This is a genomic window from Pseudomonas sp. CYM-20-01 (assembly GCF_023169845.1).
Lineage (GTDB): Bacteria > Pseudomonadota > Gammaproteobacteria > Pseudomonadales > Pseudomonadaceae > Aquipseudomonas > Aquipseudomonas azotoformans.
On record NZ_AP025169.1, the window covers coordinates 3,823,531 to 3,846,003 of the forward strand.

Sequence of the window (22,473 nt, forward strand, 5' to 3'; positions counted from 1 at the left end):
ATTTACCTGATAATCCGTAAAGCCCCTAACATGCATACTGGCTACCGAATTCATACTGGATTTTCAAACCCATGAACCAATACTATCCCGAACCACAACAGTTTTTTGCTGGTTACTTCAATCAAGACTGGGTTGACGACCACGAAAAAGCGGACGATGTTATAGAGTTTTTCGTCTCCGACTCATCTGAAGACACGATATTAAAAGTACAAACAGAACTAGATAAGTTAATGCGCAGCGGAAAGACAGAGCAAGAGCTGGAAGCTTATTTATTCAGCGATATAGGTTGCTACTATTATTATCGCAGCGAATGGCCTGACGGCCTAACTTGGTTGAGGCATGTCGTGTCAACACTTAAAAATAGAACCTCCAAAATTAAAAATGAAAAAATCTAACCGGTGCCAAAGGACGCGATACCCGCTTATGTGGCGAGCGAGCTTGCTCGCGTTGGGCCGCGAAGCGGCCCCAATCCAGGCGATGAGTGTTTTCTGATAAACCGGCATTGTCTGTTTTGGGGCTGCTGTGCAGCCCAACGCAGGGCAAGCCTGCTCGCCACAAAAGAGCGTCAGTCAGCGCTCGCTCAGTTCCATAATCATCCGACTCAACAGATACAACCGCGGCACCACACTCTCCACCTCCGCATACTCCTCCGGTGTGTGAATATTCCCGCCGACAATCCCAAACCCGTCCAACGTCGGCGTCCCTACCCCGGCTGACAAGCTGGCATCCGCCGCGCCGCCACTGCCTTCGATCGTCAACGTCCTGCCCAATTCCCCATAAATCCCCTGGGCAATCGCCACCAACTTGTCCGACTCCGGCGTCTGCGGCATCGGTGGCAGCCCACGCTGCAAGCTGGTCTTCACTTCCGTTTCCGGGATCAACTTGTTGGCCGATACCCGTGCCAGGTCTTTCTCGATGCGATCAAACTCTTCCGGCAATGCCGCGCGCACGTCGGCCTTGGCGGTGGCCTGGTCGGGAATGACGTTGGTACGGTCGCCCGACTTGATCACGGTGAAGTTGATGGTGGTTTTCTTCTCAGCATCCCCCAACTTGCCCAGTTGCAGGATCTGGTGCGCCGCTTCCATGGCGGCGTTGCGCCCGAGTTCCGGGGCGACGCCGGCGTGGGCGGCTTTGCCTTTGACTTCGACCACAGCGGTGGCGCTGCCTTTGCGCCACACCACCAGGCCGTCGGCTGGGCGCCCGGGTTCGAGGTTCAGGGTGACGTCGTGGGCCTTGGCGGTTTGGCGGATCAGCTCGGAGGCGGCGTCCGAGCCGGTTTCTTCGCTGGCGTCGAGCAGGAAGGTGATTTGCGCGTAGTCCTTGAAGCCCTGGTCCTTGAGGACTTTGAGCGCGTAGATGCCGGCGACGATGCCGCCCTTGTCATCCATCACGCCGGGGCCATAGGCGCGGCCGTCCTTGATGTGGAACGGGCGCTCGGCGGCCGAGCCTTCCTTGAACACGGTGTCCATGTGGGCCATCAGCAGGATTCTGGCTTTGCCGGTGCCCTTGAGGGTGGCGACCACGTGGCTGTTGTTGGCGGCCTTGTCCGGCACCAGCTCGATGGAGAAGCCCAGCTGTTTCAACTCATCCACGGCGATGTCGCGCACTTGGGTCAGGCCCGGTTCATAACCTGAACCCGAGTCGATATTGACCAGGCGCTCCAGCAGTTTCAGGGCGTCGGCCTTGTAGTGTTCGGATTGGGCCTGGATCTGTTTATGGGGCTCGGCGCTGTAGGCCGGCACGGCGAAGGACATGGCCAGGGTGGCGGCCAGGAGGGTACGGCGGAAGGTGAAGAGCATGAACCGATCCTTGTTTTTTGTTGGAAGGTGCCGCCACACCCTACCCCACTAGACCGATCGCAACCAACCCTCCTGCACGGCACTGACACGGTTGCGCCCGCTGCTTTTGGCGTCGTACAAGGCCTGGTCGGCGTCATTGAGCCAACTGGTCGAATCCGCATGGGTCGGTTGATACGGCGCCAGGCCGATGCTCAGGCTGGCGCGCAGGGTCGGGTCCTGGGCGTAGGCCAAGGCGTTGAAGCGATCGCGCAAGGCGTCCATCACTTCGGTGGCGCGGTTGAGCGGCATGCCCGGCAGGATCACGCAGAACTCGTCGCCACCGTAACGCCCGGCAAGGTCGGTGGCGCGCAGGTTCTGGCGCAGCACTTTGCTCAGCTGGCGCAGGACGATATCGCCGGTGACATGGCCGTAGGTGTCATTGATGGTCTTGAAATGGTCGATGTCGATCAGCGCGATGGCGGCACCTACCGAATCCCGGCGACAGCGCTGGAACTCGATCTCAAGGTGGTCCTTCCAGGCGCCGTGGTTGAGCAGGCCGGACAAGCTGTCGGTGCGACTCAGGACCAACAGTTCACGCTTGTGGCGGGCCAGGGTCACCGCCTGGCGGTAGCAGATCCAGCCCAGGGCCAACGGGTACAGCATCAGGATCGGCAGGCAGGCGTAGAGCTGCGCCTGGCTGGTCACGGCAATGAATGCCGGCGCGAAGATCAGCAGCGCCGCGCCGATACCCAGCGCCTGCGCCAGCCACCCCGCCAGCATGAAGCGCGGACCGCCGATGGCCACGTTGTTCATGGTCATCATCGACAGCGTGGTCACGCTGGGCAGCGGGTTGAAGTGCATGGCGCCGACCCAGAAGCCACCGCAAAAGGAATCGAACAGCAGGTTGCGCCGTTCACTGCGCAGTGCGTTGGTGGTGCGCAAGGTCAATTGAAACGCCAGGTGCGGCCAGATGAACGCGTTGATCACCATCCAGGCCCACACCCACCAGGCGGGGTCCAGGGGATACATCCCGAACACCACGCAGACAAAACCGAGCGTCAGCCCGAGGGTGCGGGATTTGTACAGCCGTGAAGCGAGCGGAAGTCCGTTTCCTTCTGCAGCTGACATGGGGGGGGGGAAATCCTGAGTGAATGCCAAGAGTCTATCAGCGCACCGGCAATTCGCCACTACCACTCATAAGCTCAGTGGGCAAAGCCCCGCGCCAGCATCAACGCCACGCACAACAGCAAAACAGCCGTGATGCGTTGCAACAGCACACGCCGCCTGGGGTTTTCCAATACATGCTTGATGCGCTGCCCGAAGTAGCAATACAGGCAGCCGCTGGCGAATTGCAGCAACAGGAACGTCAGCCCGAGAATGCCAATGTCCACCGCCGAACTGTGCCCCCCCACACCGGCGAACTGCGGGAACACCGCGCTGAACATAATGATGGCCTTGGGGTTGGAAAACCCGGTCAGCAAACCCTTGCCGAACAGGCTGCGCGCGCCCTCCACCGCACCGGCACGGTCCAGCACGAGGTTGCTGCTGGTCCATTGCTTGTAGGCCAAATAAAGGATGTAGGCGACGCCGACCAGCTGGATGCCCTGGGTGATCGCCAGGTTGCCCTTGATCAACTCCGAGAAGCCCACGGCAAAGATCAGGATCGAAATCAGGTACGACACACTGGCGCCGATCTGCGCCGGGATCGAGCGGCGCAGGCCGTCGCGCAGGCCCAGGCTCAACAGCAGGAGGGTCATGGGCCCGGGGCTGAAGGTGATGGTGGCGCAAAACAGCAGGAAGTACAGAAACGACGAAAGGGTCAACACGCTTGTCATGGCCATAGACCTGAGGAATAGAGCGCGCAGTCTAGGCAGTCGGCGTTGCGCAAGGCAGGTAAAGTGAGGCCTAATCCGCCCGAACTTCACCGGTAAAATCACCGGCAAAGATAAGGAAGCTTTATGTTCGTATCGGCCATCGCCTTTGTAGAGGGCACCCCCAAAGTGCAACAGATCGTCGAGGCGTTCAGCCAGGCCATCGAAAACGGCGAATGGGCACCCGGCAGCAAGTTGCCCTCGGTGCGTGAACTGACCCAGACCCTGGGCGTGAGCAAGTTCACCCTCAACGAAGCCCTCGACCGCCTGCGCGGGCGCAACCTGCTCACCTCCAGCCAAGGCCGCGGCTATTTCGTCGCCGCGGACCGCGTCCGCCCGGCCCTGGCCGCCTGGGTCGAGTTGCTGCCCCAGGACCTGCTGAGCGTCTTGCGCCGCCCCCTTGCCACGGTCTACGGCGACCTGCGCCCCGGCGGTGGTCACTTGCCCGAGGCCTGGCTGGACAGCGAAGCGATCCGCCAAGCCATGCGCAGCGTGGTGCGTGCGCCTTCGTTACGTATCGCCGGGATGGGTACGCCGGCCGGGCTGCTGCCGTTGCGCCAGGCGCTGCAACAGAAACTGCACGGCGAAGGTTTGTCGGTCTCGGTAGAACAGATCATCACTACCCCCAATACGGTGCAAGGCCTGGACATGTTGATGCGCCTGCTGGCGCGCCCCGGCGACACCGTGCTGCTGGACACGCCGTGCTATTTCAACTTCCACGCCAACCTGGCGCTGCACGGGGTCAAGGTGGTGACGATCCAACGTCGTCCCGACGGTTTTGACTTCACAGCCCTCGAACAACTGCTGGCCGAACATCGCCCCAGCCTGTACCTGACCACCAGCGTGCTGCAAAACCCGACCGGTCATACCTTCAGCCCCGGCCAGGCGTTTCGCCTGCTGCAACTGACCCAGCAATACGCTTGCCATATCGTCGAGGACGACCTCTACGGCGACCTGCACCCCAACCCACCGCCCCGCCTGGCAGCCCTCGCCGGCCTGGACCAGGTCACTTACCTGTCGGGCTTCTCCAAGAGCCTGAGCGCCAACGCCCGCGTCAGCTTCGTGGTGGCGGCACCGCAACTGGCGGCCAACCTGACCAATATGAAGCTGATGAGTGGCGGCGTGACCTCGGAGCTGTTCGAGCAGCTCCTGTACCGCATGCTCAGCGAAGGCAGTTACGCCAGGCACCGCAAACGCATGGTGCAGCGCTTGATGGAGGCCGGTGGACGGGTCGAACAATGGCTGCGGCGTTGCGGCTGCGAACTGCCGATGGGCTACGAAGGCGGGATGTTTATCTGGGCGCTCCTTCCGCCCGGCGTGAACGGCGAACGACTGGCCCAGGAAGGTTTGAAACAGGGCATGGTGCTGGCGCCAAGCACACTGTTTGGCTATGACGCGACGCACCGTGACGCCATGCGTTTCAACGTGGCCCACAGCGATGATCCCCAGGTGCAGCAAGTGTTTGAAGCCCTGTTGCCGGGGGCTTCGCGCACCCTGTAGGCGTTCACGCCGGTATTTTTGCCTCGTCATGTATCTCCTTATCGCCAGATACACTGCAATACAAAGGGCACAAGGCAAGTCCGTCGCCAATGGCTAGACTGCGCCCCAACGAGCATTTAACGAGGGAGGCAGCATGGATCATGTCGATCACATCCTGATCGTCGATGACGACCGGGAAATCCGCGAACTGGTGGGCAACTACCTGAAAAAGAACGGCATGCGCACCACCGTGGTCGCCGACGGCCGCCAGATGCGCAGCTTCCTCGATACCACCCCGGTGGACCTGATCGTGCTGGACATCATGATGCCCGGCGACGACGGTTTGCAGCTGTGCCGCGAGCTGCGGGTGGGCAAGCACAAAGCCACGCCGGTATTGATGCTGACCGCACGCAACGATGAAACCGACCGCATCATCGGCCTGGAAATGGGCGCGGACGATTACCTGGTCAAGCCGTTCGCCGCTCGTGAGCTGCTGGCGCGGATCAACGCGGTGCTGCGCCGCACACGAATGCTGCCGCCGAACCTGGTAGTCAGCGAGACCGGGCGGCTGATCCGCTTCGGCCGCTGGCGCCTGGACACCACCGCCCGCCACCTGCTCGACGCAGACGACACCCTGGTCGCCCTGAGCGGCGCCGAATACCGCCTGCTGCGGGTGTTCCTCGATCACCCCCAACGCGTGCTCAACCGCGACCAGTTGCTCAACCTGACCCAGGGCCGCGACGCCGATCTGTTCGACCGTTCCATCGACCTGCTGGTGAGCCGCCTGCGCCAACGCCTGCTGGACGACGCCCGCGAACCGGCCTACATCAAGACCGTGCGCAGCGAGGGCTACGTGTTCTCCCTGCCGGTGGAAATCCTCGGGGCCGATCAATGACCTTAAGGTTTGGCTGGCCGCGTACCCTGGCGTCGCAGTTGTCGCTGATCTTCCTGATCAGCCTGGTGTGCGCCCATGGCTTGTCCTTCAGTGCGCAGTTCTATGAGCGCTATATCAGCGCGCGCACCGTCATGCTGGGCAACCTGGAAAACGACGTGGCCACCTCGGTGGCGATCCTTGACCGGCTGCCCGCCAACGAGCGCGCCAGCTGGCTGCCGCGTCTCGACCGGCAAAACTATCGCTACCTGCTCAACGCCGGCGAAACCGGCGAGCCGATGCGCAGCGACGACGTGCCCATGGCCGCCACCTCGATTGCCGATGCATTGGGTGAACACTACGCGCTGACCTTCCGCGACATCCCCGGGATGCAGAAACACTTCCAGGCACACCTGACCCTGACCGACGGCAACCCGATCACCCTCGACGTGCGCCCCTCCATGCTGCCCGTCGCGTACTGGCTGCCGGTGGTGCTGGTGCTGCAACTGGCGCTGCTGCTGGGCTGCACCTGGTTTGCCGTGCGCCTGGCCATCCGCCCGCTGACCCGCCTGGCGCGCGCCGTGGAGACCCTCGACCCCAACGCCCATCCCACGCCGCTGGACGAAACAGGCCCCATCGAAGTGGCCCACGCTGCGGTTGCGTTCAACGCCATGCAACAGCGCATCGCCGAATACCTCAAGGAGCGCATGCAGATCCTCGCGGCGATTTCCCATGACCTGCAAACCCCGATCACGCGCATGAAACTGCGCGCCGAATTCATGGAGGATTGTGCCGAACGCGACAAACTCTGGAGCGACCTTGGCGAGATGGAGCACCTTGTGCGCGAGGGCGTGGCCTACGCACGCAGCGTCCACGGCGCCACCGAAGCCAGCCACCGCATCAACCTCGACGCCTTCCTTGACAGCCTGGTGTTCGACTACCAGGACATGCACAAACAGGTGAGCCTCAGCGGCAAAAGCGCCGTGGTACTCGACACGCGCCCCCACGCCCTGCGCCGGGTGCTGGTGAACCTGGTGGACAACGCCCTCAAGTTCGCCGGCGCCGCGCAACTGGAGGTCGGTTCGACGGCCGATGGTGCACTGTCGATCAAGGTGCTCGACAACGGCCCGGGCATTGCCGAGGACGAACTGGTGCAGGTGATGCAGCCGTTCTACCGCGTGGAAAGCTCACGCAACCGCGGCACCGGCGGCACCGGCCTGGGGCTGGCGATTGCCCAGCAACTGGTGGTGGCCATCGGGGGTTCGTTGACGTTGAGCAACCGGCCGGAAGGTGGGTTGTGCGCGCAGATCAAGATCAGCCTTTAAAGCAGGCCTGCGTGATTCCTGCACGTTGACCAGTCTTGTTACACACCATATAGTGTGCCCACAAACAGAACAGACCACTACATAGTGTGCAGTATCGGTATTTATCGACCACACTATGCGCAGTATTTCAATGCCTTGAAGCCTGCAAAAACACTTATTTTTCGAATACCAGGAAGGAGCATTTCCATGCTGAGTTGGGATGAAGTCGACAACGAAGACACCGGTGCAGCGGTGATCAAGGGCGCCAACGCCGGCCACGCCAGCGAAGCCAACATGGACCGCCTCGACGGTGCCGGCGCCGCTGCTGCGCTGGAAGCCCGTAACGTGACCGCCAACGACTCCGCCGCCATCGTCCGCGCCAAGGCCGCCCTCGACAAACTCGACGTCGCCGAAGGCCTCGCCGAACTCGAAGGCGCCTCCGCCCGTGTCGCCGTTGACGAAAAACGCATGATCAACTGCCGCGCCGACCTCAACCAACTCGTACCCTTCAAGTACGATTGGGCCTGGCAGAAGTACCTCGACGGCTGCGCCAACCACTGGATGCCGCAAGAGGTCAACATGACCGCCGACATCGCCCTGTGGAAAAACCCCGAAGGCCTGACCGACGACGAGCGTCGCATCGTCATGCGCAACCTGGGCTTCTTCTCCACCGCCGACTCCCTGGTTGCCAACAACCTGGTGCTGGCCGTGTACCGCCTGATCACCAACCCGGAGTGCCGCCAGTACATCCTGCGCCAGGCCTTCGAAGAAGCGATCCACACCCACGCCTACCAGTACTGCATCGAATCGTTGGCCATGGATGAAGGCGAGATCTTCAACATGTACCACGAGATCCCATCGGTCGCTAAAAAAGCCGCCTGGGGTTTGAAGTACACCCGCTCGATCTCCGATCCGAAGTTCGAAACCGGCACCGTCGAAACCGACAAAGAACTGCTGCGCAACCTGGTCGCCTATTACTGCGTACTGGAAGGCATCTTCTTCTACTGCGGCTTCACCCAGATCCTGTCCATGGGCCGTCGCAACAAAATGACCGGTGTGGCCGAGCAGTTCCAGTACATCCTGCGTGACGAGTCGATGCACCTGAACTTCGGTATCGACGTGATCAACCAGATCAAAATCGAAAACCCACACCTGTGGGATGCCGAGATGAAGGAAGAAGCGACCCAGATGATCCTGCAGGGGACGCAGCTGGAGATCGAATACGCGCGCGATACCATGCCGCGCGGTGTGCTGGGCATGAACGCGGCGATGATGGAGGACTACCTCAAGTTCATCGCTAACCGTCGTCTGTCGCAGATTGGCTTGAAGGAAGAGTACCCAGGCACGACCAACCCGTTCCCGTGGATGAGCGAAATCATGGACTTGAAGAAAGAGAAAAACTTCTTCGAGACCCGTGTGATCGAGTACCAGACTGGCGGCGCGCTGAGCTGGGATTGACTCCACATGTGGGAGGGGGCTTGCCCCCGATGACATTCGTTCAGCTCAAGCTTCAGTGACTGATGCACCGCAATCGGGGGCAAGCCCCCTCCCACATGGGTTGCGGTGCGCGATAAATCTTTGCAAATTGCCTCTTATGCCCAATCAAACCATCAAGACCCCTTGCGTCGGCCTGTGCTCCACCGTCTACGGAGACCTGGTCTGCCGGGGCTGCAAGCGCTATCACCACGAAGTGATCCAGTGGAACGGCTACAACGCCGAAGAAAAACAGGCGGTGTGGTTGCGCCTGGAGCAACTGCTGGTGCAGGTGATGGCCAGCAAGCTGGAAGTGTTCGACGCGCACCTGCTGCGCCAGCAACTGGAAAATCGCAAGATCCGCTTTATGCCGCACCAATCGCCATATTGCTGGGCGTACCAGCTGATTGCCCGTGGCGCGCGGGTGATTTCCAGGCTGGAGGCGTATGGGTTGGTGTTGCTGCCGGAGTTTCGTGAGCGCCCGCTGGCCGACCTGCGGGATGCCATCGACCGCGAGTTTTTCCTGCTGTCCGAAGCGCACTACGAGCGCTATATCGCCCCAGGTTTCCTCAAGGAAGCGTTTGGGCCGGCCCTGATAGCGACCCTCTAAAAACCAGCCCGCACATTTTGATTTGCGCCTGTCAGGAGTTCCAGGACGCCGCACGCTCCGTCTGTAAGCCGTACTTCTCAATCGCCAGCTGACACATCCGCGCATCCAACGCCGTCAGTGCCGCCAGCACGATGTGATACCGATCCACCTCAAAGAAATCGCGCAACGCCGCCCGCGTATCACTGCGCCCGAACCCATCAGTACCAAGCACGGTGTAGCTGGAATCCAGATACGAACTGATCATCTGCGGCACGGCCCGCACGTAGTCGGACACGGCCACCACCGGCGCCCCCTTGGGCAAGCATTCAGCCAAGTGGCTGACACGTGCCGTCTGCTGCGGATGCAAGCGATTCCAGCGTTCCACCTCCCGCGCTTCCCGCGCCAGTTCGCTGAAACTGGTCACGCTGAACACCTCGCTCGCCACCTGCCAATCCTCCGCCAGCAACTGCGCCGCCGCTTGCGCCTCGCGCACCAGCGTGCCGGAACCCAACAGGCGTACCTTGGCGTCGGCCGTACCTTGCAAGCAATACATGCCCTTGATGATCGCCGCCTCCACGCCTTCCGGCAGGCTCGGCTGCGGGTAGTTTTCGTTCATCAGGGTCACGTAGTAGAACTCGTCCACATCGTGCTCCAGCATCTGGCGCATGCCGTGGTCGAGGATCACCGCGAATTCACCGGCAAACGCCGGGTCGTAGGCACGGCAGTTGGGCACGGTGGCAGCGGTGAGGTGGCTGCTGCCGTCCTGGTGCTGCAAGCCTTCGCCACCGAGGGTGGTGCGCCCGGCCGTGGCGCCGAGCAGGAAGCCACGGGCACGCTGGTCGGCAGCGGCCCAGATCAGGTCGCCGACGCGCTGGAAGCCAAACATCGAGTAATAGATGTAGAACGGCAACATGCGCAGGCCGTGGACTGAATAACTGGTGGCCGCCGCAACCCAGGAGCTGATGGCGCTGGCTTCGCTGATGCCCTCCTCCAGAATCTGCCCATCGGTGGCTTCGCGGTAGCTGAGGATCGAGCCGATGTCTTCCGGCTCGTAGCGCTGGCCCACGCTGGAATAAATGCCGATCTGCTTGAACAGGTTAGCCATGCCGAAGGTGCGCGCTTCGTCCGCGACAATGGGCACAATGCGTGGGCCCAGGGCTTTGTCCTTGAGCAGGTTGGTGAGCATGCGCACAAAGGCCATGGTGGTGGACATTTCCTTGCCGTCGGCGGCCGTGGCGAAACCGGCGTAGCCCGCTACGGCCGGCACGGTAACGGGCCCGGCGACCTGGCGTCGACTGGGCACGTAACCGCCCAATGCGGTGCGCCGCTGGTGCAGGTAGCGCAGCTCAACGCTGTCGTCTGCCGGTTTGAAAAAGCTCAGGGATTCGGTCTGTTCATCGCTCAGCGGCAATTGGAAGCGGTTGCGGAAGGCGATCAACGCATCGCGATCCAGCTTCTTCTGCTGGTGCGTGGTCATCTTGCCCTGCCCGGCCTCACCCATGCCGAAGCCCTTTTTGGTCTGGGCCAGGATCACCGTGGGCTTGCCCTTGACCCGCCGCGCCGCGTGGTAGGCCGCGTGAATCTTGACCATGTCATGGCCGCCACGCTTGAGACGGTCGATCTGTTCATCGCTCAGGCCCTCGACCAGCCGGGCCAGGGAGTCACTCTGGCCGAAGAAGTGCTCGCGGTTGTAGGCGCCGTCCTTGGCGGCGAAGGTCTGGAATTGGCCGTCAACCGTATTGGACAAAATGTTGACCAACGAACCATCGGCATCCTTGGCCAGCAACGCATCCCAGTCCGAGCCCCAGACCAGTTTGATCACGTTCCAGCCGGCGCCGGCAAACAAGGCCTCCAGTTCATCGATGATGCGCCCGTTGCCGCGCACCGGGCCGTCGAGGCGTTGCAGGTTACAATTGACCACCCACGTGAGGTTGTCCAGGCCTTCGCGGGCGGCCAGGGTCAGGGCGGACATGCTTTCCGGCTCGTCCATCTCGCCGTCGCCAAACACGCCCCAGACATGGCGGTCGGTGGTGTCCTGCAAGCCGCGATGTTGCAAGTAACGCATGAAGCGCGCCTGGAAAATCGAACTGATGGGGCCGATCCCCATGGAACCGGTGGGGAACTGCCAGAAGTCCGGCATCAGCCAGGGGTGGGGATAGCTGGACAGGCCACGTGCGCCACCCTTGGGCCCGCCGATCTCCTGGCGATAGTGGGCCAGGTCGGCTTCGCTCAAGCGGCCTTCAAGGAACGCCCGTGCATAAATGCCGGGCGCGGAATGCGGCTGGTAGAACACTAGGTCACCGCCAAAGCCGTCGCTGCGGGCACGGAAGAAATGGTTGAAACCCACCTCGAACAAGTCTGCCGCGCTGGCGTAACTGGCGATGTGCCCGCCGAGTTCGCCATAGGCCTGGTTGGCGCGCACCACCATGGCCAGGGCGTTCCAGCGCACCAGTGAAGCCAGGCGTTCTTCGGTGGCGAGGTCGCCAGGGAACGCCGGCTGCTGCTCGACGCTGATGCTATTGATGTAGGGCGTGTCGTGGCGCGGTTTCCAGTCGATGTGCGGGGCGCTGGCATCCTGGGCCAGCAGGTCGAGAATTTGCCGTGCCCGTGCGGCGCCGGCGTTGGCCACCAGTGAGGCCAGGGCGTCGCGCCATTCATCCAGCTCTTGCTGGTCAATCAGCGCTTTCGTGAAACCGTTCATGGGCACCTCCGGGCTTTTTTTCCAGTTTATGTCGGCGCCGGAGGATGTTTTGCCTGTTATCAGGCGCTGTTTTCAGCATTTTGAGCATGAATCACTGCGCCATGGCTTTTTCGCAGCACGTTGTGCTCAAGCCACCCACGACCCTGCAACTGTGTTTAAAATGCCGCCCGCTCAATGACTGACGTTTAACGATGAACCCAGACGCACTCGCCACCCTGCACGCTCATTTGCTCGCCGCCCTGCAAACGCCACCGAGCGAAACCCGCCGCCTGTTCCATGGCCGTGGTCGCTGCTGGCCGGGCCTGGAGCAACTGACGGTGGACTGGCTGCAAGGCGTGCTGCTGGTGTCGTTGTTCAAGGAGCCCGACGCTGCGCAACTGGACGCCTTGAAACAGCTGCTGCACAGCCAGTTCGGCCGTTATACCGTTGCCCTGCAACACCGCTACCTGCCGCAAAGCACCACCGAATGGCTGGCGGGCGAGCCCGTCGAAGAGCAAATCATCGTCGAAGGCGGCTTGCGCTACCTGATCGACTTGGGCAAGAAACAGAATAGCGGGCTGTTTCTCGACATGCGCTACGGCCGTAATTGGGTGCGCGAACAGGCCAGGGGCATGCGTGTGCTCAACCTGTTTGCCTACACCTGCGGGTTTTCCGTGGCGGCCATCGAAGGCGGCGCCGAGCATGTGGTGAACCTGGACATGGCCCGCGGCGCCTTGAGCCGTGGCCGCGACAACCATCGTCTCAACGGTCATGACCTGAGCAAGGTGAGTTTCCTGGGCCATGACCTGTTCAAGTCCTGGGCCAAAGTGACCAACAGCGGCCCCTACGACCTGGTGATCATCGACCCGCCCTCGTTCCAGAAAGGCAGCTTCCTGCTGACCAAGGACTACCAACGCGTGCTGCGCCGCCTGCCGGATTTGCTCACGCCACAGGGCACGGTGCTGGCGTGCATGAACGACCCGGCCTTCGGCGAAGACTTCCTGATCGACGGCGTCACCCGCGAAGCACCGGGCCTGCGCTTCGTTGAACGCCTGGCAAACCCGCCGGAGTTTCCCGACATCGACCCGCAAAGTGGCCTGAAGGCACTGGTGTTCCGCCAGGGCTGATGCCGAAACGTCCTACGCTTGCTACGCTAAGTGATACGCCGGGGTGGTGAACCTTCTTGCCTCCTTCCCGGTCGATACCTGCATTCCCCGGCCAGACTCGACGGCGTCACGTTGTCGGCTGCCCCGTTTCACCTTTTGGAGAACCGCCCGTGATATCGACCCTGCATGTAGCCAGACTCAAAGCCTGGGGCGCCCACGGCTTTACCGCCACCGGCGTGGTATTGGCCTTCCTGGCCACCCTGGCGCTGCTGGAAAACTCGCCGAAGGCCTGCCTGCTGTGGCTGGGCCTGGCATTGGTGGTGGACGGGGTCGACGGTTCACTGGCACGCCGGGTGAATGTCAGCACGGTATTGCCAAGCTTTGACGGCTCGGTGCTGGACCTGGTGATTGATTACCTCACCTATGTGTTCATTCCCGCGCTGTTTATCTACCGCTATATCGACCTGCCGGACTTCACCCACCTGTTTACAGTGTCGGTGATCCTGGTGTCGTCGCTGTTCTGCTTCTGCAATGTGAACATGAAGAGCAAGGACAACTACTTCGTCGGCTTTCCCGCCGCCTGGAACGTGGTGGCGCTGTGCGTCTATATCATCCAGCCGGAGGCCTGGGTCACCTTGCTCACCGTGATTGGCCTGGCCCTGCTGACCGTGACGCCGATGAAGTTTTTGCATCCGTTCCGGGTTAAGCGGTTCATGCCGATCAATATCGCGGTGACCACGATCTGGTTGCTGTGCAGCTTTTTGATGGTGGTGGATTACCCGAATACCAACCCATGGACCTTTGGGTTGTGGTCGGTGATGTCGGCGTATTTCCTCGGGATTTGTATCTGGCGTACGGCGCTGGAGTGGATCGACACACATCGATCGTAAGTCGACGCAGTAACAATGTGGGAGGGGGCTTGCCCCCGATAGCGGTGAATCAGCTACAGATGAGTTAGCTGGAACACCGCAATCGGGGGCAAGCCCCCTCCCACATTTGGATTTGCTGAGTCCCCGCGAGTAAGATGGCGGCCTTTCGCATAGCGCCCGCCAAGAATAAGCCCTGCCCATGCCCTTCGAACTCAGCGTAGACCTCACCACCCTCGCCATCCTGGCGGTGGTTGCCTTCATTGCCGGTTTCATCGACGCCATCGCCGGTGGCGGCGGTCTGCTGACCACCCCCGCCCTGCTCACCGCCGGCATGCCACCGCATTTGGTACTGGGTACCAACAAGCTCAGTTCCACCTTCGGCTCGGCCACCGCGAGTTTTACCTTCTATCGCCGCAAACTGTTCCACCCGCGCCAATGGGTGCACGCCATCGTCGGCACGCTGATCGGCGCACTGACCGGCGCCGTCGTCGCTCACTACCTGCCGGCCGAGACCCTGAACAAGATGCTGCCGGTGATTGTGTTCGCCTGTGGCGTGTACCTGCTGTTCGGCGGCACACCCAAGGCGCCGCTGGATGCCGACGCGCCGATCAAGAAGAAATGGCAGGCCACCCAGGGCTTCGGCCTGGGCTTCTACGATGGCGTTGCCGGTCCGGGCACCGGAGCGTTCTGGACCGTGAGCACGATGCTGCTGCACCCCATCGACCTGGTCAAAGCCAGCGGCGTGGCGCGCAGCATGAACTTCGTCAGCAACGCGGCGGCGCTGACGGTGTTCATCATCAATGGTTCGGTGGACTGGATCGTTGGCCTGGCCATGGGCGTTTCGGTGATGTGCGGCGCGTTCTTTGGCGCCCGCAGCGCAATCAGCGGTGGCGCCAAATTCATTCGCCCGGTGTTCATCACCGTGGTCCTCGGCCTGACCGTGCGCCTAGCCTGGCAGCACTGGTTCAGCGTGGCCTAGACGGCGGGCCAGGTAGAGGTCGATCAGGTAACGCGCAATCGAACGTGACGCCGGCAACGGCGGCAGGTCGTGGATGTTGAACCACTGCGCGTCCTCGATCTCATCGACCTGGGGCACGATGTCGCCACCGGCGTACTCGGCATGGAAGCCCAGCATCATCGAGTGCGGGAACGGCCAGCACTGGCTGCCCATGTACTGGATGTTCTTGACCTCCACCTGCACCTCTTCGCGGACCTCGCGGATCAGGCAGTCTTCGGCCGACTCACCCGGCTCGGCAAACCCTGCCAGGGTGCTGTAGACCCCGCTGACAAAACGTGGCGAACGCGCCAGCAGGATCTCGTCGCCACGGGTCACCAGCACGATCATGCTCGGCGAAATCCGTGGGTAGCTGCGCAGGTCGCAGGCCTGGCAGTGCATCGCGCGTTCCCGTGGCACCTGGACCATGGCTTGGCCGCAACTGCCGCAGAACCGGTGCTCGCGTGCCCAGGTGCCGATCTGCGCGGCATAGCCCAGCACTTTGTACAGGGTGTGATCGCCTTGCAGCATGAAGCCGCGCAGGCCCTGCCAACTGCAGCCCGGCACTTCGCCCGCCGCATCGAGTTCCAGCAGGTACACCGGCTCGCCATCGAGGTGGCCGATACCGTGTTCGGCAAACACCGACAGGTCCTGGCGCTTGAGCCATTCCCGGGGAAACAACGGGCCGTTGGTGTCATGCAAAAAGCCGTCGCGGCTGCGGGCGACGGCCCAGCCGCCAGGGGTGTCGTTGTCCAGCAGCGTTGTGGTAATCCAGCCTGGGGTCATGTCAGTCAATCCACGAATTCGGGTTTCTGCTTGCTCATATGGGCCGCGATGGCCACGCGCAGGTCGTTGGATTGCAACATAGCCGAGTTCCAGGTGGCAACGTATTCCAAGCCGTCATTGACCGTGTGGTCACGCATGTAGCTGATCATGGCCTTGGTGCCGGTGAGCGCAATCGGCGATTTGGCGGCGATTTCATGGGCAATCTCCATGACGCCGGCCAGCAGGCTGTCCTGATCGGGATAGACGCGATTGACCAGGCCGATGCTGCGCGCCTCCTCGGCGCCGAACTGGCGACCGGTGTAGGCCAGCTCGCGCAGCATGCCGTCGCCGATGATGCGCGGCAGGCGCTGCAGGGTGCCGACGTCGGCGGCCATGCCGATATCGATTTCCTTGATCGAGAATTGCGCGCCTTCAGCGGCGTAGCGCATGTCGCAGGCGCTGATCAGGTCGATGGCGCCGCCGATGCAGTAACCCTGGATCGCCGCCAGCACCGGCTTGCGGCAGTTGTCGACGGCGTTGAACGAGGCTTGCAACTCAAGGATCTTGCGGCGCAGCAGGCGTGCGTTGCGGCCGACATCCTTGCCAAAGTCATTGGCCACCGAGGCCAGCATCATCAGGTCGATACCGGAGGAAAAATGCTTGCCGGCACCGCTGAGCACCACGGCGCGCACGGCGTCGGTGTCTTCGACCCACTGGAAGATGTCGATGATTTCGGTCCAGAACGCGGCGTTCATCGCGTTGATCTTTTCCGGGCGGTTGATCTGCACATGGGCAACGTTGCCGGTGAGTTCGACGACGAAAGCTTGGTATTCGGACATGGCAGTGATCCCTGACTGGCGAGTGATAAGGCCCGAACTATAACAAGTGTGTGTGACGGCACATCGGCCAAAAACGGGACGGGCAAACGTAATGGAATGTTGTGGGCGCAAGGTTCATGCAGCCCCGATACATTTCATCCCGGAGGCCCGGCTTATCGGCTATACAATCAGGGCCCTTGCCTGGAGCCGTCTATGCCGTCCACGTTGCGTTCGTCGCTGATTCTTGCCCTGGTGGTGGTGTTGACCGGTATTGGCGCAGGCCTGGGCGGCATGCTCCTGGCCCTGCTGCTGCACGGTATTCAGCACCTGGCGTACGGTTACAGCCTCGACAGCCTGGTCAGCCATGAAACCTTTTTGTGGGGCGTGACCGCCGCCGCGCCGGAGCGCCGTTTGCAGGTGTTGGTAGTGTGCGGCCTGGTCGCCGGGTTGGGCTGGTGGACGCTCTATCGCTACGGGCGCCCGCTGGTGAGCATCAAGCAGGCGGTGTCGGAACAGATGCCGATCATGCCGCCCAAGACCACCCTCGCCCACGCGCTTTTGCAGATCATCACCGTGGCTCTCGGCTCGCCGCTGGGGCGTGAAGTGGCGCCCCGTGAGGTTGGTGCACTGGCCGCCACCTGGCTGTCCCAACGCGCCCGACTCGAACCGCCCATGCACCGACTGATCGTGGCCTGCGGCGCGGGTGCCGGGCTGGCGGCTGTGTACAACGTGCCGTTGGGCGGCGCGGTGTTTGTACTGGAAGTGCTGGTGGGCGCATTCAGTTGGCCGGCGGCGCTGATTGCGCTGGCGACCTCGGCGATTGGTGCAGCGGTGGCGTGGATCGGGCTGGGGGCAGAGGCGCAGTACGTGGTGCCGCATTTTGTGCTGAGCCCGGTGCTGATCGCCTGGGCCGTGGTGTGTGGGCCGGTATTCGGCGTGGCGGCCTATGCCTTCACCCGGCTGACCGGCGCAGCAAGGGCAAACGCCGCCAGAGGCTGGCGCCTGCCGGTACTGGCGCTGATCAACTTCAGCGTTATCGGCGGCCTGGCGATGCTGCTGCCGCAAATCCTCGGCAATGGCAAAGGCCCCGCGCAATTGGGTTTCGACAATGAACTGACCATCGGCCTGGCCGCACTGTTGCTGGTGGTCAAAGTGCTGATCACCAGCAGCAGCCTGCGCGCCGGGGCCGAAGGCGGCCTGCTCACCCCCGGCCTGGCGAATGGCGCGTTACTGGCGATCATCCTCGGCGGCACCTGGAGCCTGGTGTGGCCCGGCGTGCCCCTCGGTGCGTTTGCAATCATCGGCGCGGCGGCGTTCCTCGCCGCCAGCATGAACATGCCACTGACCGCAATCGTGCTGGTGGCGGAATTTACCCGCGTCGACCATGACTTCCTGGTGCCGATCATCCTCGCGGTGGTCGGCGCGGTGTGCGTGAGCAAGCTGTGCCAACGCATGGAAACTGCTGGAAAAAAGCCGGCCATATCTGACTGACGCCCTCCCATTAAGGGTGAACACGGCAATTGTGGCGAGCGGGCTTGTCCCGCGTTGGGTTGCGAAGCGACCCTGGAAGGAAGAATGCGGTGCGTCAGGTACTCTTCGGCTGCGGGTTTCAGGGCTGCTTCGCCGCCCAACGCGGGACAAGCCCGCTCGCCACAGGGTACTTATCGCCTGTTCTACCTAAAGACCTTGAAAGGGCTGGGCCCAAGCGCCATCCTTCGCGCTTTAAGCCGCCCCATTCGCGGCGCTCGACGTTTAAAGGATATGCCCATGTACGCCCAACCCCTCACCGCCGCCGAATTCGAGTTCATCGAAGAAACCCTGCTCAAATACGGCGATGACCATTCGGTGCTGAACCTGGCCGAACTCGACGGCTACTTCACCGCGCTGGTGTCCAGCCCGGTGCAGGTGGACGTGGCGGAGTGGTTCCCGGCAATCTGGGGCGGCCAGAACCCGGAATGGGACAACATGGACGAAGCGCAACGCTTCCTCGAACTGTGCGTACGCCATATCAACACCCTGGCCGGGCAACTGGCCACCGACGCCACAGGCTTCAAGGCGCGCTTCGACGAAACCGAACACCAGGGCCACACCGTGACCCTCGCCGAAGAATGGTGCTTTGGCTACATCCGTGGCGCCGCCATCGGTAACTGGCCGGAACTGCCAGCCGCACAGGCTGCGCAGTTGGAGAAGATTTCCTGGTGCGCCGAGCAGGACAATTTCGAACTGCCGGCAGACCTGGATGTACAGGCGCACCAGCAGCGCGTCAGTGAAATCGAACCGGCTGCGCGGGCGCTGCATGATTATTGGTTGGCACAGCGATAGGTGTATCTGAAGGACCGAAGCGCCTGCATCGCCGGCAAGCCGGCTCCTACAGGGTCCGCGTTTGCATTCGCCTTTGCTTTACACCACTCAAGCCGGCTCTCAGGCCGCTGTGCTCTGGCTTTTGATTTTGATCTTAGGCGCCCCGTCAAACACGCTGGCCGGAATTCGGCAGGGATTTGGGGGGTAAACCGGCAGGGATGCCGGTTTAGCCGCCCCGCGCCATGGATGGCGCGTGGTGGCGGCCCCCCAAATCACTGTCGAATTACGGGCACACCGAGCCTAGGCGAGGTGCCGAGTGTTGGGGCAGGAGCGTTTTGCTTACTTTTGCGCTCTATCAAAAGTGAGCCGCTGTAAGAGCGGAACCAATAGCCGCCGTTACCAAAGAGACGGATATGTACACCGTAAGGCCGCCATCGCCGGCAAGCCAGCTCCTACAATTGGAATTGATGTACACCGCCCAGTAAATTTCAGCGTCTGCGACCGCGCGCTCGACAAGCACCGCCGCTTTGGCCGATTATTCGGGTCCGCCCGCCGACCTTGCCTTGATCAGGAGCCCTGTACCTTGAGTTCGCAGAAAACCGTGACCGTTACACCGCCCAACTTCCCCCTCAATGGCAAGGTCGCGCCCCCCGGCTCCAAATCCATTACCAACCGCGCCCTGTTGCTGGCGGCCCTGGCCAAGGGCACCAGCCGTCTCAGCGGCGCGCTGAAGAGTGACGACACGCGCCATATGTCGGTAGCCCTGCGCCAAATGGGCGTGACCATCGATGAGCCGGACGACACCACCTTCGTCGTCACTGGCCACGGCAAACTGCACCTGCCGGTACAACCGCTGTTCCTCGGCAACGCCGGTACCGCCATGCGTTTTCTCACCGCTGCCGTGGCCACGGTCGAAGGCACCGTGGTGTTGACCGGCGACGACTACATGCAAAAACGCCCGATCGGCCCGTTGCTGGCGACCCTCGGCCAGAACGGCATCCTGGTCGACAGCCCGACCGGTTGCCCGCCGGTCACCGTGCACGGCGTGGGCAAGATCAAGGCCAAGCGCTTCGAGATCGACGGCGGCCTGTCCAGCCAGTACGTGTCGGCCCTGCTGATGCTTGCGGCCTGCGGCGAAGCGCCGATTGAAGTGGCGCTGACCGGCAAGGACATCGGTGCCCGTGGCTATGTCGACCTGACCCTGGACTGCATGCGCGCCTTCGGTGCCCAGGTTGAAGCGGTCGACGACACCACCTGGCGCGTGGCCCCGACCGGCTACACCGCCCACGACTATCTGATCGAACCGGACGCCTCCGCCGCCACTTACCTGTGGGCCGCGCAAGTGTTGACTGGAGGCCGCATCGACATCGGCGTGGCGGCGCAGGACTTCACCCAGCCGGACGCCAAGGCCCAGGCCGTGATCGCACAGTTTCCGAACATGCAGGCCACAGTGGTCGGCTCGCAGATGCAGGACGCGATCCCGACCCTCGCAGTGCTCGCGGCGTTCAATAACACGCCGGTGCGTTTCACCGAGCTGGCCAACCTGCGGGTCAAGGAGTGCGACCGTGTGCAGGCACTGCATGACGGCCTCAACGAAATCCGCCCGGGCTTGGCGACCATCGAAGGCGATGACCTGTTGGTAGCCAGTGATCCTGCGCTGGCCGGCACCTCGTGCACCGCGCTGATCGACACCCACGCCGACCACCGCATTGCCATGTGCTTTGCCCTGGCCGGGCTGAAGGTTTCGGGTATCCGCATCCAGGACCCGGACTGCGTGGCCAAGACCTATCCTGAGTACTGGAAGGCGCTGGGCAGTCTTGGGGTCCAACTGAGCTATTAAAGCGTCAGCGTCGGAATGGGGAGGCTCTGCACATGATCATTCGCCAACCCTGCCCACCCGGCGCCTGCGTCTGCGACCGCGAACAGCTGCTGGAGACGCCGGGCGCCGACCAGCGCATCCTCCAGCTCACGCGCCAGGAAGAGAAGAAGCTGCTCGACCGTCTTGAAGACCTCAAGAGCCTGCAGGACCTGGAGCGCATGCAACAGCTGATGTACCAGCAACTGGGCATCCGCGTGCATATCGCACCTGGCCATACCGAGGTCAAGAGCATGCGCGGGATTCAGATCGTCATCGACGATTTGCCGGGGATGTGCCGCAAGACCCGCCAATCGATCCCGGCCGCGATCCGCCGAGGCCTGGAAAAACGTCCGGAAATCGCCTACCGCCTGCTGGACGCCCACGACCTGTTTCGCGAAGGTTGAATCAACCGGCAACCGCCTCGGTTTCGAACAGTCCCCGCCCAACAGCCCTGGCCTTGTCGAGGTGCGCCTGCGCCCCGCCGCTTTCCGACTCCAGCAACAATTCTGACGTCACCACCTGCGCGCCACAGTAATCAAAAATCCCGTAGTCGATCTGCGTGCGCATCGCCTTGGCATAGCCATGCCGATCAAAGGCATCGTCATCCGCTGCGCCCAGGGCCAGCAGGTGCACTTTCAGGTGTCGCAATTTTTTCACCACAGGTGTATCGGGGCCGTACTCAATGGCCCAGCCATTGACGAACACGCGGTCGATCCAGCCCTTGAGCAAGCCCGGCAGCGACCACCAATAAATCGGGAACGCCAGCACCAGGGCGTCGGCGCGATCGAGGCGCGCCTGTTCGGCCAGCACGTCGGCCGGAGGCGTGGCGCGGTTGCGGTGGACCGCATGGTCAGCGGCGTTGTAGCGTGGGTCGAAACCTTCGGCGGCAAGGTCGGCGATCTCGAACGTGTGGCCAGATGCGCCGAGGCCGGCGGCCACCTGCGCGGCAACGCTGTGGGTGAGGGATTGCGGGTCGTGATGGGCAACAACAATCAACGCATGCATGACAAAAACTCCCGTTTAGGGTTAGGCTGGGCTTAAGTTACGATTGGTAAGTTACTTTTGGTATATAAGCATGTCAAGCCCTGCATCCCCTGCCCCACGCCGTCGCCTGTCCCGTGAAGATCGTCTGCGCCAATTACTTGAAGTCGCCTGGCAACTGGTGCGCGATGAAGGCACCGACGCCCTGACTCTCGGCCGCCTGGCGGAGTTGGCGGGCGTGACCAAGCCGGTGGTCTACGACCATTTCGTCACTCGCGCCGGGTTGTTGACCGCGCTGTACGAGGACTTCGATGCGCGCCAGAACCAGGTGTTTGTCGACGCCATCGAGGCCAGCAGCGCCACGCTTGAGGATCGTGCCTGGGTGATCGCCGCGTCCTATGTGGACTGCGTGCTGTTGCAGGGTCGGGAAATTCCGGGGGTGATTGCCGCGCTCAGCAGCTCGCCGGAGCTTGAGACGCTCAAGCGCCAGTACGAGGCGATCTTTCTCGATAAATGCCGCGATGCGCTGTCGCCGTTCGGACGGATTTCCCAGGCGGGTCTAAGGGCAATGCTGGGGGCTGCGGAGGCGTTGTCCCAAGCGGCGGCCAGTGGTGAGATCAGCCGTGAAGAGGCGCAGCAGGAGTTGTTGGCGACCATCCTGGCGATGGTCAATCGTGGGCGTGTCTAGAAAGTTTTTCGTGACGATGCAACAACCGACACAGCGGCGGCAACTGAC

Annotated in this window: 21 protein-coding genes; 14 read left to right on the forward strand and 7 right to left on the reverse strand. The window is 62.2% G+C overall.

Translation table 11 applies throughout. From position 1 onward, the window contains the following. The first annotated feature begins 71 nt into the window (after window positions 1–71). On the forward strand, window positions 72–395 hold the full coding sequence (locus M2497_RS16990) for a contact-dependent growth inhibition system immunity protein (RefSeq protein ID WP_248481798.1): 324 nt from the start codon (window positions 72–74) through the stop codon (window positions 393–395). A 174-nt stretch (window positions 396–569) separates the two neighbouring features. Here M2497_RS16990 and M2497_RS16995 read toward each other — a convergent pair whose 3' ends face one another. The 3 genes from M2497_RS16995 to M2497_RS17005 all read right to left on the reverse strand — a co-directional run bounded on the left by M2497_RS16995 (window position 570) and on the right by M2497_RS17005 (window position 3,613). Then, on the reverse strand, window positions 570–1,799 hold the full coding sequence (locus tag M2497_RS16995) for a M20/M25/M40 family metallo-hydrolase (protein ID WP_248481800.1): 1,230 nt from the start codon (window positions 1,797–1,799) through the stop codon (window positions 570–572). Between the two features lie 48 nt (window positions 1,800–1,847). Next, window positions 1,848–2,906, reverse strand: a complete 1,059-nt coding sequence (locus tag M2497_RS17000) for a diguanylate cyclase (protein WP_248481802.1) — start codon at window positions 2,904–2,906, stop codon at window positions 1,848–1,850. Window positions 2,907–2,980: 74 nt separating this feature from the next. After that, window positions 2,981–3,613 (reverse strand): LysE family translocator, encoded by a 633-nt coding sequence (locus M2497_RS17005; RefSeq protein ID WP_248481805.1) that lies wholly within the window; start codon window positions 3,611–3,613, stop codon window positions 2,981–2,983. 123 nt (window positions 3,614–3,736) lie between these two features. Between M2497_RS17005 and M2497_RS17010 the strand changes: the two genes are divergently transcribed. From M2497_RS17010 to M2497_RS17030, 5 genes are all read left to right on the forward strand, one after another. Beyond that, window positions 3,737–5,149: a PLP-dependent aminotransferase family protein gene (locus M2497_RS17010; protein WP_248481807.1), complete on the forward strand. Its 1,413-nt coding sequence runs from the start codon at window positions 3,737–3,739 to the stop codon at window positions 5,147–5,149. Between the two features lie 133 nt (window positions 5,150–5,282). Then, entirely contained in the window at window positions 5,283–6,023 is a 741-nt protein-coding gene (locus M2497_RS17015; protein WP_248481809.1) for a response regulator, read from the forward strand. Continuing rightward, window positions 6,020–7,324: an ATP-binding protein gene (locus M2497_RS17020; protein ID WP_248481811.1), complete on the forward strand. Its 1,305-nt coding sequence runs from the start codon at window positions 6,020–6,022 to the stop codon at window positions 7,322–7,324. The genes M2497_RS17015 and M2497_RS17020 overlap by 4 nt, the downstream gene beginning before the upstream one ends. Window positions 7,325–7,510: 186 nt before the next feature. Further along, window positions 7,511–8,761, forward strand: coding sequence for a ribonucleotide-diphosphate reductase subunit beta (locus M2497_RS17025; protein ID WP_093530333.1), 1,251 nt, complete (start codon window positions 7,511–7,513; stop codon window positions 8,759–8,761). 136 nt (window positions 8,762–8,897) lie between these two features. Continuing rightward, the gene (locus M2497_RS17030; RefSeq protein ID WP_248481813.1) at window positions 8,898–9,386 is read left to right on the forward strand and encodes a DUF1289 domain-containing protein; all 489 of its coding nucleotides are present in this window, start codon (window positions 8,898–8,900) and stop codon (window positions 9,384–9,386) included. Between the two features lie 31 nt (window positions 9,387–9,417). Here the strand turns inward: M2497_RS17030 and mdeB are convergent, their stop codons facing one another. Continuing rightward, on the reverse strand, window positions 9,418–12,066 hold the full coding sequence (mdeB, locus tag M2497_RS17035; RefSeq protein ID WP_248481815.1) for an alpha-ketoglutarate dehydrogenase: 2,649 nt from the start codon (window positions 12,064–12,066) through the stop codon (window positions 9,418–9,420). 191 nt (window positions 12,067–12,257) lie between these two features. Here mdeB and M2497_RS17040 point away from each other — a divergent pair, with 191 nt between their 5' ends. The 3 genes from M2497_RS17040 (at window position 12,258) to M2497_RS17050 (ending at window position 14,999) form a co-directional block, all read left to right on the forward strand. Further along, the gene (locus M2497_RS17040) at window positions 12,258–13,172 is read left to right on the forward strand and encodes a class I SAM-dependent methyltransferase (RefSeq protein ID WP_248481816.1); all 915 of its coding nucleotides are present in this window, start codon (window positions 12,258–12,260) and stop codon (window positions 13,170–13,172) included. 149 nt (window positions 13,173–13,321) lie between these two features. Further along, window positions 13,322–14,041 carry a phosphatidylcholine synthase gene (pcsA, locus tag M2497_RS17045; protein ID WP_248481817.1) on the forward strand — a complete coding sequence of 240 codons (720 nt, stop codon included), beginning with the start codon at window positions 13,322–13,324 and terminating at the stop codon, window positions 14,039–14,041. 178 nt (window positions 14,042–14,219) lie between these two features. After that, window positions 14,220–14,999 (forward strand): TSUP family transporter, encoded by a 780-nt coding sequence (locus M2497_RS17050; protein WP_101269572.1) that lies wholly within the window; start codon window positions 14,220–14,222, stop codon window positions 14,997–14,999. Here M2497_RS17050 and nudC read toward each other — a convergent pair. Continuing rightward, window positions 14,967–15,800 (reverse strand): NAD(+) diphosphatase, encoded by an 834-nt coding sequence (gene nudC / locus M2497_RS17055; protein WP_248481818.1) that lies wholly within the window; start codon window positions 15,798–15,800, stop codon window positions 14,967–14,969. The genes M2497_RS17050 and nudC overlap by 33 nt on opposite strands. 5 nt (window positions 15,801–15,805) lie before the next feature. After that, window positions 15,806–16,618, reverse strand: coding sequence for a crotonase/enoyl-CoA hydratase family protein (locus M2497_RS17060; RefSeq protein WP_248481819.1), 813 nt, complete (start codon window positions 16,616–16,618; stop codon window positions 15,806–15,808). A 192-nt stretch (window positions 16,619–16,810) separates the two neighbouring features. On the opposite strand from M2497_RS17060, the gene M2497_RS17065 reads away from it, so the two are divergent. From M2497_RS17065 to M2497_RS17080, 4 genes are all read left to right on the forward strand, one after another. Next, the gene (locus M2497_RS17065) at window positions 16,811–18,088 is read left to right on the forward strand and encodes a chloride channel protein (protein WP_248481820.1); all 1,278 of its coding nucleotides are present in this window, start codon (window positions 16,811–16,813) and stop codon (window positions 18,086–18,088) included. 276 nt (window positions 18,089–18,364) lie between these two features. Next, window positions 18,365–18,919, forward strand: coding sequence for a UPF0149 family protein (locus M2497_RS17070; protein WP_248481821.1), 555 nt, complete (start codon window positions 18,365–18,367; stop codon window positions 18,917–18,919). 562 nt (window positions 18,920–19,481) lie between these two features. Further along, window positions 19,482–20,738, forward strand: coding sequence for a 3-phosphoshikimate 1-carboxyvinyltransferase (locus M2497_RS17075; protein WP_248481823.1), 1,257 nt, complete (start codon window positions 19,482–19,484; stop codon window positions 20,736–20,738). Between the two features lie 32 nt (window positions 20,739–20,770). After that, a complete protein-coding gene (locus M2497_RS17080) occupies window positions 20,771–21,160 on the forward strand; it encodes a hypothetical protein (RefSeq protein ID WP_248481825.1) in 390 nt (129 codons plus the stop codon). Window position 21,161: 1 nt separating this feature from the next. Here M2497_RS17080 and M2497_RS17085 read toward each other — a convergent pair whose 3' ends face one another. Then, complete coding sequence (locus M2497_RS17085) at window positions 21,162–21,761, reverse strand: NAD(P)H-dependent oxidoreductase (RefSeq protein WP_248481827.1); 600 nt, start codon at window positions 21,759–21,761, stop codon at window positions 21,162–21,164. Window positions 21,762–21,831: 70 nt separating this feature from the next. On the opposite strand from M2497_RS17085, the gene M2497_RS17090 reads away from it, so the two are divergent. Further along, window positions 21,832–22,425 (forward strand): TetR/AcrR family transcriptional regulator, encoded by a 594-nt coding sequence (locus M2497_RS17090; RefSeq protein ID WP_248481829.1) that lies wholly within the window; start codon window positions 21,832–21,834, stop codon window positions 22,423–22,425. The last annotated feature ends 48 nt before the right edge of the window (window positions 22,426–22,473 follow it).